Origin of the sequence: Neptunicella marina (assembly GCF_014270035.1) — a bacterium.
Taxonomy (GTDB): Bacteria; Pseudomonadota; Gammaproteobacteria; order Enterobacterales; family Alteromonadaceae; genus Neptunicella; species Neptunicella marina.
This window is the reverse complement of record NZ_JACNEP010000001.1, coordinates 269,183-281,456: the sequence shown is the minus strand read 5'-3', so window position 1 is coordinate 281,456 and position 12,274 is coordinate 269,183. Positions and strand designations below refer to the sequence as shown.

The window sequence follows — 12,274 nt, the reverse complement described above, 5'->3', positions numbered from 1 at the left end:
ATGAAGACAATTCAATTTAATGGCAAGTCATTCATACCTTCAAAAATTGTGTGCATTGGCCGTAATTTTGTTGCGCATGCGCAGGAATTAGGCAACGAAGTACCGCAACAAATGGTTATTTTTACCAAACCCAATAGCAGTATTTCAGATGAGCTCCACTCGTTTAACCTCGAACCTTTGCATTATGAAGCTGAGCTTAGTTTTTTGTATCAAAATGGGCGTTTTATTGCCGTTGCATTTGGTTTGGATTTAACCAAACGTCAAACTCAGGCTTTTTTAAAAAGCAAAGGGCTCCCATGGGAGCGGGCTAAAGCGTTTGATGGCGCCGCTCTGTTTAGTGAATTTGTTCCAATTGAGTCGATCTCTGACTCAATGTCGCTGGAACTTTATATTGACAATCATCTGGTGCAAAAAGGTGATGTAGGCCTGATGATTAATAAACCTTTAGCCATTTTAAATGAAGTGAACGCATTTATGAGTCTGGCTGATAACGATGTAGTGATGACAGGTACACCTAAAGGCGTTGGCGAAATTGAAAAAGGCAGCGTGTTTTGGGGCAGAGTCGTTTCACAACAGCAAGTATTGGTAGAACATCGATGGACCGCGCAGTAAGAAAGTACATACTTTTTACGACAAATTAACTGGTTAACTGTTGATGACTTTGTCATGTTATGAACTTTTAAATAACAGGACAATACTGGTGAATGAGCAGCAATCGAACCAGAAAGCAAAATTAAATCAAAAACTGCAAGCTATCAGCACATTGTTAACTCAGGTAGAAGTGCCTGAAAATGAATGGCAGGTCATTGAAGAATCCGTTAACGATCTAGCAATTCGTCTAACTGCTCTGGGATTTAGTCAGCAAATGAAATCAGATGAAGAATTTGATTGGTTTTAAATGGTTAAACTTTTATTAAACAAACCGGATTAAGCTAATTTTTGCACATTAAAGTTGGTATATTGAACGGTTTGTTTAAATAGTCGGCACTTAAACAATATTCATGGCTTTTTTACAGAATTAGACTTGCGCTAACAAAGCTGCTCTGTATAATACGCAGCATCTTGAGACGGGGTGCTAAGCCAAGTCTGCAAAGAAAAGATTTCAAGCGCGGGATGGAGCAGTCTGGTAGCTCGTCGGGCTCATAACCCGAAGGTCGTAGGTTCAAATCCTGCTCCCGCAACCAAATTTTAAAAGTTGGTTTTATATCAACTTTTAATTAAGATTGGTGGACAAGGGTCCAGTATCAAAAAAGCCCCGCTTAGCTCGGGGCTTTTTGTTATTCGTTTTTGCGATACTTGTATTGTTAATTGTCCGGGCTTAATGCCCTTTTTTTGTTTTTGGAGCTGAGATTGTCACAGCTGGAATTAAAACTCACAAATATGTTAGAGCCTGCTGTTGTTGCTTTAGGATTCGAACTGTTAGGTGTCGAATTTGTGGCAGCGGGAAAGCATTCTATCATGCGTGTTTACATTGACCATGAAGATGGGATCAGTGTGGATAATTGTGCTGATGTAAGTCATCAGGTTAGTGCCATTCTTGATGTTGAAGATCCTATTTCAACAGAATATTCCCTGGAAGTATCATCACCAGGGATGGAAAGACCGTTATTTAAAGAAGCGCATTACCAACAAGTGGTAGGTGAAGTAGTGCAAGTCAAATTAACGGTTCCCATGGATAACAGACGGAATTTTAAAGGTAAACTTGTGTCCTGTGATGCAGGTACCATAGTCGTTGAAGTTGATGGACAACCCTACCAACTGGCGATTGCAAATATAAACAAAGGCAATGTAGTTGCTGTTTTTGATTAAGGAAGCGAGGCGAGCGGGCAATGAATAAAGAAATTCTATTAGTGGCAGAAGCCGTGTCCAATGAAAAATTGGTTCCCAGAGAGAAAATTTTTGAAGCTCTGGAATTCGCGATTGCCAGTGCAACTAAAAAGAAAAACACCGGTGACATCGAAGTGCGCGTAAGCATCGATCGTAATACGGGTGATTTTGATACTTTTCGCCGTTGGCAGGTGATTCCTGACGACCAACCGCAAGAAAATCCTTACGCAGAGATTACATTGTCTGCTGCACAAGTTGAGCAGGAAGATATTCAGGTTGGTGATTACGTTGAAGAACAAATCGATTCGATTTTATTTGATCGTATCACTACCCAAACCGCTAAACAGGTGATTGTACAAAAGGTACGGGAAGCTGAACGAGCGCAGGTTGTTGCAGAATATGAAGAAAAAGTTGGTGAACTGGTAACAGGTACAGTTAAAAAGGCCAACCGTGAAAGTGTCATTATTGATTTAGGTAATAATGCTGAAGCGGTCATCTACCGCGATGATATGTTACCTCGCGAAACATTTCGTCCGGGTGATCGTGTGCGTGGTTTGTTATACGCCATTAAGCCTGAAGTACGAGGTGCACAATTATTTGTTAGCCGCACGCACCCAGACATGCTGGTAGAATTGTTCCGTCTTGAAGTGCCGGAAATTGCTGAAGAAGTGATGGAAATCAAAGCGGCAGCCCGCGACCCGGGTTCACGTGCAAAAATTGCGGTTAAAACCAACGATAAGCGTTTAGATCCGGTTGGTGCTTGTGTGGGCATGCGTGGTTCGCGTGTTCAGGCAGTTTCCAGCGAGCTGGGCGGTGAGCGGGTTGATATCGTGTTATGGGATGATAATCCTGCACAATTCGTAATCAATGCGATGTCGCCAGCAGAGGTTGGTTCAATCGTGGTTGATGAAGATAGTCGTTCAATGGATGTCGCTGTTGAAGCTGATAATTTAGCGCAGGCGATAGGCCGTAATGGTCAAAATGTTCGTTTAGCCAGTCAACTGACTGCGTGGGAACTGAACGTAATGACAGTTGATGAGTTGAACTCAAAACACGAAGAAGAAAACACTAAAGTACTGAAACGTTTTGTTCAGGCGCTGGATGTGGATGAAGATTTAGCAGGCATTCTGGTTGCAGAAGGTTTCAGCACATTGGAAGAAGTTGCTTATGTTCCGGTTAGTGAATTATTAGCAATTGAAGAATTTGACGAAGATATCGTTGAAGAATTGAGAAATCGCGCAAAAGGTGCCTTGACGACTCAGGCATTGGCCAGCGAAGAATCTCTTGAGGGGGCTGAGCCAGAAGAAGACCTCCTGAATCTGGAAGGATTGGATCGACATGTTGCGTTTGTGTTGGCTAGTCACGGTATTACCAACCTTGAAGCTCTTGCTGAGCAAGGGGTTGATGAAATTTGTGAACTGGAAAATATGGGCGAAGAAAAGGCCGGAGAATTGATCATGGCCGCACGTAACATTGTTTGGTTTAACGAAGAATAACATCAGCATGAGGAGCCGCTAGAAAATGGCAGAAGTATCCATACAAAAACTTGCCGATGACATAGGCACAAACGTTGAAAAATTGATTCAACAGTTTGCTGACGCCGGCATTAAAAAATCAGCTGATGAGCAAGTTAGCGAAGAAGAAAAGAAGACATTACTTGATCACCTGAGCAAGCAGCATGGTGGTAAAGGTAATGATGAGCCTAAGCGTATGACGCTGAGCCGCAAAAGTACCAGTACTTTAAATGTGAAGTCGTCAGGTAAATCTCGCTCTGTCACCGTAGAGGTGCGTAAAAAACGTACCTATGTAAAACGCAGTGACGCTGAAATTGCTCGCATGGCTGAAGAAGCTAAGAAGGCTGAAGAATCACGTCTGGCTGAAATTGAGGCAGAACGTAAAGCCGCAGAAGAAGCCAGAAAAGCGGCTCAGGAAAAAGCACAGCAAGAAGCCGAAGCCAGAGCGAAAAAAGCCGAAGAAGAAAAAATCGCGCGCGAAGCAGCGAAAAAACGTGAGCTGGAAGAAGATAAACACTTAACGCCGGAAGAAATAGCCGAGCGTGAACAAGCGCGCAAAGAAACAGAGAGGCTTCGTCAACAGCAAGAATCAGAAGCTGCACGCAAGTTGGAAGAAGAAACACGTAAAGCCGAAGAAGCTGCACGTAAACTTGCTGAAGAGAACGAACGTCGCTGGCGTGAAGAAGAAGAAAAACGCAAAAAACTGGAAGAGGAAGAAGTTCATTTGCACTCTTCACGTTATGCACAGGAAGCAGAAGATAAAGAAGATTTACAGATTGAGCGTGGTAACCGTCGTCGTAAATCTAAAAAGAAAAAAGATGCAGGTGCGGGCCTTCAGCACGGCTTTAACAAACCAGCTGCGCCAGTGGAGCGTGTTGTTCGCATCAGTGAAACAGTAACCGTGGGTGAACTGGCTAACCGTATGGCGGTTAAGTCAAAAGAAGTTATCAAAACCATGATGAAAATGGGTGAGATGGCGACGATTAACCAGGTACTGGATCAGGATACTGCGGTACTGGTGGTCGAGGAAATGGGCCACAAGTATGAGCTGGTTAACGAAAACGCGTTAGAAGACGAATTGCTGGCTGAACAAAGTAATGTTGATAAGTCCACTCGTGCGCCGGTTGTTACCATTATGGGTCACGTTGATCACGGTAAAACCTCACTGCTGGACTACATTCGTAAAGCCAAAGTTGCTGATGGCGAAGCGGGTGGAATTACCCAGCACATCGGTGCTTACAGTGTTGAAACCGATGGTGGAAAAATTACCTTCCTGGATACACCGGGACACGCGGCGTTCACAGCAATGCGTGCTCGTGGAGCTACGGCAACAGATATTGTTGTATTGGTGGTTGCCGCGGACGATGGCGTTATGCCGCAAACCAAAGAAGCGGTTCAACACGCTAAAGCTGCTGGAGTTCCATTGATTGTTGCTGTCAACAAAATGGATAAAGAAGCTGCTGATCCGGATCGTGTTAAAAATGAATTATCTCAGCTGGAAGTTATTTCAGAAGAATGGGGTGGTGAACACCAGTTTGTTAACGTGTCCGCTAAAACCGGTTTGGGTATCGATGATTTATTAGAAGCGATTAACCTGCAGGCTGAAGTACTGGATTTAGTTGCATCGCCAACAGGCGCTGCTAAAGGTCTGGTTATTGAGTCACGTTTGGATAAAGGTCGTGGTCCGGTTGCCTCTGTTCTTGTTCAGGAAGGTGAACTGAAGCCTGGCGACATTATGTTGTGTGGTCTTGAGTACGGTCGTATTCGTGCCATGAAAGATGAGAATGGCCATGATGTAAAAGTAGCAGGTCCTTCTACACCGGTAGAAATTCTGGGATTATCCGGTGTTCCTGCGGCAGGTGACGATGCATTGGTGGTATCTGATGAGCGTAAAGCGCGTGAAGTTGCGAATAAACGTTCAATTAAACAGCGTGAACTGAAACTGGCACGTCAGCAAAAATCCAAGTTGGAAAACATGTTTGCCAACATGGAAGCGGGTGATGTGAGCGAGTTGAATGTGGTTCTTAAAGCTGATGTTCAAGGCTCGGTAGAAGCGATTGCAGACTCTCTGACTAAACTGTCTACTGATGAAGTGAAAGTAAATATCGTTGGCAGTGGTGTTGGTGGTATTACCGAAACCGATGCAAGTTTGGCTGCTGCTTCTGGTGCAATCCTTGTTGGTTTCAACGTACGTGCTGATGCAACGGCGCGTAAAGTGATTGAATCTGAAGAAATCGACTTACGTTATTACAGTGTCATCTATGATCTGATTGATGAAGTTAAAATGGCGATGAGCGGTATGCTGGCGCCAGAATTCAAGCAGGAAATCATTGGTCTGGCTGAAGTTCGTGATGTATTTAAATCACCTAAGCTGGGTGCCATCGCAGGTTGTATGGTTACCGAAGGTATTGTTAAACGTAGCAACCCAATCCGTGTACTGCGTGAGAACGTGGTTATTTACGAAGGTGAGCTTGAGTCATTACGTCGCTTTAAAGACGATGTTCAGGATGTTCGTAATGGTATGGAATGTGGTATCGGCGTTAAGAACTACAACGATGTTAAAGTCGGCGACCAAATCGAAGTCTTTGAAATTGTTGAAGTAAAACGTCAGCTGTAGCCATAGTTACCAGACGTCATAATCTAAAATGCTCAACCACGGTTGGGCATTTTTGTCTTTAATGACAACAGGAGAAACCTCAATGTTGTATCCGATGTATGCCATGGTGTTGCTGGTATTAATAGTGGCACTATTAATGGGTAAAGCACGTTTTGGTGCGGTGAAACGCAAGGAAGTTCAGGTTAAATATTTTTTATATAACCGCGGTTATGACATACCTGAAAAACTGGCAAAACTGGAACAAAATTTTAGTAATTTATTTGAAGTGCCAGTACTGTTTTATGCACTTTGCATCACCATGCTGGCATTAAATATACACAGTCCGGTTATTGAAGCACTGGCCTGGGCTTATGTTGGATTGCGCTATCTGCATTCCTATATACATATTACATATAATCATGTACTGCACCGCTTTACAGCATTCTCAATTTCAACATTCTTGTTAGTGGGCATGTGGAGCTGGGTAGTGTTTCAGCTAGTCTGATTCAGAGTTTAACGAGGTATTATTATGGCCAGAGAATTTAGCAGAACCGACCGCGTCGGCCATCAGATCCACAAAGAAGTTGCCAGTATTCTACAAAACGAATTTAAAAATCGTGACCCACGTTTGGGCATGACAACCGTGTCAGGTGTCGAAGTCTCACGTGATTTGTCTTACGCAAAAGTATTTGTCACTTTTTTTGAAAATGATAAAGAAAAAATTGCAGAGTACATTGAAATCCTTAATGAAAATAAGGGGTTTATTCGCACCTTATTATCCAAAGCCATGCGCATGCGTGCGGTGCCAGCATTACGCTTCCTGCAGGATGCATCCATCACTGAAGGTATGCGTATTTCTAACTTAGTGAGCGAAACACTAAGCAGTGATCGTGAGCGTGCTAAAGCGGCTGGACGAGACCTGGACGACGAAAGTACACAGGATTAATGCATGGCGCGCAGAAGTAAAGGCCGTGCCATTAACGGTATTGTATTGCTGGACAAGCCGCTTGAGATTTCATCCAATCAGGCACTGCAAAAGGTAAAAGGGATCTTCTTTGCCAATAAAGCCGGACATACCGGGGCTTTAGACCCGTTGGCAACTGGCATGTTGCCCGTCTGTTTAGGTGAGGCGACTAAGTTTTCACAGTTTTTACTCGATGCAGATAAAACGTATCTGGTGACAGCAAAACTGGGTATTCGCACGGCAACGTCAGATGCCGATGGTGAAGTGGTGGAAACCCGCGACGTCAATGTGACCGAACAACAGTTTTTAGACGCCTGTGAGCAGTTTAAGGGCCCGATTAAACAAGTACCTTCGATGTTCTCTGCCTTAAAACATCAGGGCAAGCCATTGTATTATTATGCGCGTCAGGGCATTGATATTCCTCGTGAAGCGCGAGATATCACTATCTATAAACTGGATGTGTTGCGTTTTGAAGGTGATGAAGTGGATATGCAGGTGCGCTGCAGCAAGGGCACCTATATTCGCTCGTTAGTTGATGATATCGGCCAGTTATTAGGTTGTGGGGCCTATGTCGCCAAGTTACATCGTACCGAAGTAGCCGATTATCCGGTGGATAAAATGGTTAGTTTTGAGCAGCTTCAACAATTACGTGATGCGATTAATGTTGCCGATGATGGTGACTGGTCATCATTAGATGCACACCTTATCCCAATGGACACGGCCGTTGCGGCATTAAATGCGGTTAACTTGGATGAACAGCAAGTGCACTTTTTCCGTCAGGGGCAGGCGGTATTGTCAAACCATGCGCCTCAGGATGGATTTGTAAGGGTTTATCATCAGCAAGAGTTTCTTGGTGTCGGGCAAATCGATGAGCAAGGTAAAGTTGCACCGAAACGCTTAGTTGTAGCTTAAGTTAAACACCCTAAATATCGCTTCGCAATTACATTCCTATTTTATTCATTGGGTTGGTCAATATTGGCCAACCTGTTGAAATATCAAATTAAACCTCAATACATATAATTATCACCTGTACTTTTTCAGACAGATTTTTCTGCCAGCAACGAACAAATAACTTGATTGGAAGATTGATTTGATGACGGGTGAATAATGATAAATGTCAGAGGAGAACAACATTTCTGTACAAAAACGCAAACCCAGAATTGCGGTGACCGGGCCGGATAAATCGGGATTTACTGCCTGGTTCTTTACCTCGTTAAATGTTCGTCTCGCAGGTGGTGAGCCCGTTAGAGTTCAACCCAGTACCTTTGACGGTGAGATTGATTATGACGGTATCATTATTGGTGGTGGCTCTGACATCCATCCTGAAAATTTTGAAAAAGAGCCTGCACCGAAAGCGAAACGTGATAGTGGTTTGCGTTTAAAAGAGTTATTGCTGTATCCGATGGAGCTATTAAGCGCGTTAAGCGGAAAAGGAGCGTATGACAAACCACGGGATGAGATGGAAATTCAGTTTATCGATTATGCACTGGACAATAACAAGCCTATTTTAGGCATATGTCGTGGCCACCAGTTACTCAATGCAAGATTAGGCGGCTCGATGTACGAATCTACCATGCCACTGCTTGAGCATAACCTGCGTATCCGCAGTCCATTTCCCCGCAAGAAAGTGATTTACACCAAAGATGATTCATTGATTTCAAAAATAGCAGGTGATGATCCGATTAAAGTGAATGCCATTCATTCGCAGGCGGTGGCTAAAACGGGTGACGAAATGGAAGTGACGGCCAAAGAGAAAGCCGGTATTAATCAGGTTATTGAAAGCAAAAACAATCAAAAGGTTTTGGGCGTGCAATGGCACCCTGAATATCTGTTTTATATGCATGTACATCGCCGTATTTTTGAATGGTTAATCCATAAGGCTAAAAATGAAAAAAAAGAATCAGTATAAATTCGTGGGTGGCATAGTTGCGGTTGCTGTATTGCTGGCGATTTATTTTTTAACACCAGTAAATGAGTATTTATCGGTAGACAAGGTTACTGAACTCACCAGTGATGTGCCGGAAAATATGTCGACCGCGCTTATTTTTTTAGGCCTGTTTTTTATTGGTGGCGCTATTTTGATTCCGATCCCATTAATGGCATTTGCCGTGACTATGGTGTTTGACGTCGGTATCAGTTTGTTGATTTGTTTACCTGGGTTTCTGATTGCCAGTTTAAGCGGTTATCTGGTGGGACGATTAATTGGTACCGATGGGTTTGGCGAGACAATTAGCCACCATATAAACAACATTCGACATAAAGTGGATGATAAAGGTGCATGGGCGTTACTTGCATTGCGTTTAGCACCAACCCCCCCATTTACTGTTACCAGTATTATTGCGGGCTCTATGTCATTAAATGTATGGAAATATGCATTAGGTTCAATGGCTGGTATTGCTCCACTGGGCCTAAGTGCCATCTTTTTCGGTAAAGGCGCATTGGAAATGATGAAAGAGCCATCGGCACTGGCTGCTTTATCGATTGTTGCAGCGGTGATGTTATACGGGCTTTATCGGGTCATAAAACATCAGCAAACTCAAAATGCCTGAGTCTGAAGCCAGAAAAGTGTACTGACGAGGGAATTTACTTGCGTTCGTTCGTTAACTCGTTATAATGCGCGCCTCTTTGGCTTGGCTGAATTAGTGATTGGCTAAGTCTTTATTCATCCTTAGGAGAAATTTATGTCACTAACAGTACAAGAAACAGCAGCAGTTGTTGCTGAATACGCAACTAAAGAAGGCGATACAGGTTCACCTGAAGTTCAGGTTGCTCTGTTAACTCATAACATCAACAAATTACAAGGCCATTTCAGCAGCCATAAAAAAGACCACCATTCACGTCGTGGTTTATTACGTATGGTTAGTCAGCGTCGTAAATTACTTGATTACCTGAAAGGTAAAAACACTGACCGTTATGCTGATCTGATCAAGCGTTTAGGTCTGCGTCGCTAAGATTTACTGCAGTAAATAATCGTTTTAAGAAACGGGGAATTGATTATCAATTCCCCGTTTTTTTATGCTTTTAAAATATGTTGGCACCGCTGGCAGTATTTTCTTCTGGAAAATTTGTTAAATCTTTTTTCAATCGAGCAAATTCGGCTTCAAAGCCTGTTATTGATGATGCCATACCGCTATACTATGCGCCGCGATTAAAAAGCGAAGATATTAAATTGAAAGGAAATTTAAGTGACTCCGATTACTAAAACATTTGAATACGGTAAACACACCGTAACATTAGAAACTGGCGTAATTGCGCGTCAGGCAACGGCCGCTGTTATGGCCAGCATGGACGATACCTCTGTACTGGTTTCGGTTGTGGGTAAAAAAGATGCAAAACCTGATCAGGACTTTTTCCCGTTAACCGTTAACTATCAGGAAAAAACCTACGCTGCAGGTAAAATCCCGGGTGGATTCTTCAAACGTGAAGGTCGTCCTTCAGAAGAAGAAACCTTGATTGCACGTTTGATCGACCGTCCAATTCGTCCGTTATTCCCTAAAGGGTTTAACAACGAAGTTCAAATCATCATCACTGTGGTATCTGCTAACCCGGAAATCCCAGCTGATATCATTTCATTAATCGGTACTTCTGCCGCGTTAGCTATCTCTGGTATGCCGTTTAACGGTCCGGTTGGTGCTGCACGTGTAGGGTACATGGATGGTCAGTATGTACTGAACACCACTTACAGCGAGCAAAAAGAAAGCCAGTTAGACCTGGTTGTTGCCGGTACGCAAAGCGCCGTACTGATGGTTGAATCTGAAGCTGACATCTTATCTGAAGAAGTGATGTTAGGTGCGGTTATGTTCGGTCATGAGTCTATGCAGACTGTGGTTGACGCCGTAAATGATTTTGCACAACAGGTTAATACTCCTAGCTGGGATTGGCAGCCAGTTGCAGAAAACACTGAATTAAAAGCCAAGGTTAAGGAATTAGCTGAAGCTGATATGACTGCTGCTTACCAGATTTCAGACAAGTTAGCGCGTAAAGACGCTGTAACTGCTGCTACTGATAAAGCTGCTGCAACTATTTTAGAAGCTAACCCAGAGCAAGACGAAAAAGAATTGCACGAAATGCTGCACAACCTGGAAAGTGACGTAGTACGTTCACGCATTCTGGCAGGTGAGCCACGTATCGATGGTCGTGATCCTGAAATGATCCGTGCCTTAAACGTTGGCACTGGCATTTTACCGCGTACTCACGGCTCTGCGTTATTTACCCGTGGTGAAACTCAGGCCTTGGTTGCTGCAACTTTAGGTACTGAGCGTGATGCACAGATGATCGACGGTTTAAACGGTACTGAAAACAGCCGTTTCATGCTGCACTACAACTTCCCTCCATTCTGTGTGGGTGAAACAGGTTTTGTCGGTTCGCCTAAACGTCGTGAAATTGGTCATGGTCGTCTGGCTAAGCGTGGTATTGCTGCCGTAATGCCGAGCGAAGAAGAATTCCCATACGTGGTACGTGTGGTATCTGAAATCACCGAATCTAACGGTTCATCTTCAATGGCGTCTGTTTGTGGTACGTCTTTGGCTCTGATGGATGCTGGTGTACCAATCAAAGCCTCTGTTGCGGGTATCGCGATGGGTCTGGTGAAAGGTGATGACAGCTACGTTGTATTGTCTGACATCTTAGGTGATGAAGATCACTTAGGTGACATGGACTTTAAAGTAGCCGGTACCTCTACTGGTGTAACTGCACTACAGATGGATATCAAGATTGAAGGTATCACCAAAGAAATCATGCAAAAAGCGCTGAAACAAGCGAAAGAAGCACGTTTGCATATTCTGGGTGTTATGGATCAGGCTATCGGTACTCACCGTGAAGAAATGTCTGAATTCGCACCTCGTATCTACACCATCAAAGTAGATCAGGACAAGATCCGTGATGTTATCGGTAAAGGCGGCGCGATGATCCGTTCTATTACTGAAGCGTCTGATACCAGCATCGAAATTGAAGATGACGGTACGGTGAAAATCTTTGCTACCGAGCGTGCTAAAGCTGAAGTCGCTATTGGCATGATCGAGCAGGTAACCGCTGAAGTAGAAGTGGGTAAAACCTATCACGGTGAAGTTAAACGTATCGTTGATTTCGGTGCCTTTGTTGAAGTATTACCGGGTAAAGAAGGTCTGGTACACATTTCACAAATCGCTCACGAGCGTGTAAACAAGGTGTCTGATTTCCTTGAGGTTGGCCAAAAGGTTGACGTTAAAGTGATGGAAATTGACCGTCAGAACCGCGTGCGTTTAAGCATGAAGGAACTGATTGAAAAGCCTGCTGCAGAAGAAGCGCCAGCAGAGCAAGCGCCTGGCGAAGAGTAAGTTCTAAGCAAAGCAAAAAAGGAGCCAGCAGGCTCCTTTTTTATTGTCTGAATCTTGG

Annotated in this window: 12 protein-coding genes and 1 tRNA gene; all 13 read left to right on the top strand. The window is 43.7% G+C overall.

The features are described 5' to 3' along the window. Positions 1-612 carry a fumarylacetoacetate hydrolase family protein gene (locus H8B19_RS01350; protein ID WP_186504974.1) on the top strand — a complete coding sequence of 204 codons (612 nt, stop codon included), beginning with the start codon at positions 1-3 and terminating at the stop codon, positions 610-612. A gap of 88 nt (positions 613-700) precedes the next feature. Further along, a complete protein-coding gene (locus tag H8B19_RS01345) occupies positions 701-898 on the top strand; it encodes a hypothetical protein (RefSeq protein ID WP_186504973.1) in 198 nt (65 codons plus the stop codon). A gap of 209 nt (positions 899-1,107) precedes the next feature. Further along, positions 1,108-1,184, top strand: a tRNA-Met gene (locus tag H8B19_RS01340). 166 nt (positions 1,185-1,350) lie between these two features. Beyond that, positions 1,351-1,809, top strand: a complete 459-nt coding sequence (rimP, locus tag H8B19_RS01335; RefSeq protein WP_186504972.1) for a ribosome maturation factor RimP — start codon at positions 1,351-1,353, stop codon at positions 1,807-1,809. Positions 1,810-1,829: 20 nt separating this feature from the next. Then, a complete protein-coding gene (gene nusA / locus H8B19_RS01330; RefSeq protein WP_186504971.1) occupies positions 1,830-3,323 on the top strand; it encodes a transcription termination factor NusA in 1,494 nt (497 codons plus the stop codon). 25 nt (positions 3,324-3,348) lie between these two features. Continuing rightward, positions 3,349-5,958 (top strand): translation initiation factor IF-2, encoded by a 2,610-nt coding sequence (infB, locus tag H8B19_RS01325; protein WP_186504970.1) that lies wholly within the window; start codon positions 3,349-3,351, stop codon positions 5,956-5,958. An 82-nt stretch (positions 5,959-6,040) separates the two neighbouring features. Continuing rightward, entirely contained in the window at positions 6,041-6,442 is a 402-nt protein-coding gene (locus tag H8B19_RS01320) for an MAPEG family protein (protein ID WP_186504969.1), read from the top strand. A 24-nt stretch (positions 6,443-6,466) separates the two neighbouring features. Beyond that, entirely contained in the window at positions 6,467-6,883 is a 417-nt protein-coding gene (gene rbfA, locus H8B19_RS01315; protein WP_186504968.1) for a 30S ribosome-binding factor RbfA, read from the top strand. Positions 6,884-6,886: 3 nt separating this feature from the next. Beyond that, positions 6,887-7,813, top strand: a complete 927-nt coding sequence (gene truB / locus H8B19_RS01310) for a tRNA pseudouridine(55) synthase TruB (RefSeq protein ID WP_186504967.1) — start codon at positions 6,887-6,889, stop codon at positions 7,811-7,813. 202 nt (positions 7,814-8,015) lie between these two features. Then, positions 8,016-8,810 carry a gamma-glutamyl-gamma-aminobutyrate hydrolase family protein gene (locus H8B19_RS01305; protein WP_194362593.1) on the top strand — a complete coding sequence of 265 codons (795 nt, stop codon included), beginning with the start codon at positions 8,016-8,018 and terminating at the stop codon, positions 8,808-8,810. After that, positions 8,788-9,450 (top strand): TVP38/TMEM64 family protein, encoded by a 663-nt coding sequence (locus tag H8B19_RS01300; RefSeq protein WP_186504966.1) that lies wholly within the window; start codon positions 8,788-8,790, stop codon positions 9,448-9,450. Before H8B19_RS01305 ends, H8B19_RS01300 begins: the two co-directional genes overlap by 23 nt. Before the next feature lie 132 nt (positions 9,451-9,582). Next, the gene (rpsO, locus tag H8B19_RS01295) at positions 9,583-9,852 is read left to right on the top strand and encodes a 30S ribosomal protein S15 (protein WP_186504965.1); all 270 of its coding nucleotides are present in this window, start codon (positions 9,583-9,585) and stop codon (positions 9,850-9,852) included. Between the two features lie 234 nt (positions 9,853-10,086). Next, positions 10,087-12,216, top strand: a complete 2,130-nt coding sequence (pnp, locus tag H8B19_RS01290; protein ID WP_186504964.1) for a polyribonucleotide nucleotidyltransferase — start codon at positions 10,087-10,089, stop codon at positions 12,214-12,216. Positions 12,217-12,274 lie beyond the last annotated feature (58 nt).

Bases quoted from the DNA above. Each gene is read 5' to 3' on its own strand.
- H8B19_RS01350 (WP_186504974.1), top strand. From the start codon at position 1: ATGAAGACAATTCAATTTAATGGCAAGTCATTCATACCTTCAAAAATT.
- nusA (WP_186504971.1), top strand. From the start codon at position 1,830: ATGAATAAAGAAATTCTATTAGTGGCAGAAGCCGTGTCCAATGAAAAA.
- infB (WP_186504970.1), top strand. From the start codon at position 3,349: ATGGCAGAAGTATCCATACAAAAACTTGCCGATGACATAGGCACAAAC.
- H8B19_RS01320 (WP_186504969.1), top strand. From the start codon at position 6,041: ATGTTGTATCCGATGTATGCCATGGTGTTGCTGGTATTAATAGTGGCA.
- rbfA (WP_186504968.1), top strand. From the start codon at position 6,467: ATGGCCAGAGAATTTAGCAGAACCGACCGCGTCGGCCATCAGATCCAC.
- truB (WP_186504967.1), top strand. From the start codon at position 6,887: ATGGCGCGCAGAAGTAAAGGCCGTGCCATTAACGGTATTGTATTGCTG.
- H8B19_RS01305 (WP_194362593.1), top strand. From the start codon at position 8,016: ATGTCAGAGGAGAACAACATTTCTGTACAAAAACGCAAACCCAGAATT.
- H8B19_RS01300 (WP_186504966.1), top strand. From the start codon at position 8,788: ATGAAAAAAAAGAATCAGTATAAATTCGTGGGTGGCATAGTTGCGGTT.
- rpsO (WP_186504965.1), top strand. From the start codon at position 9,583: ATGTCACTAACAGTACAAGAAACAGCAGCAGTTGTTGCTGAATACGCA.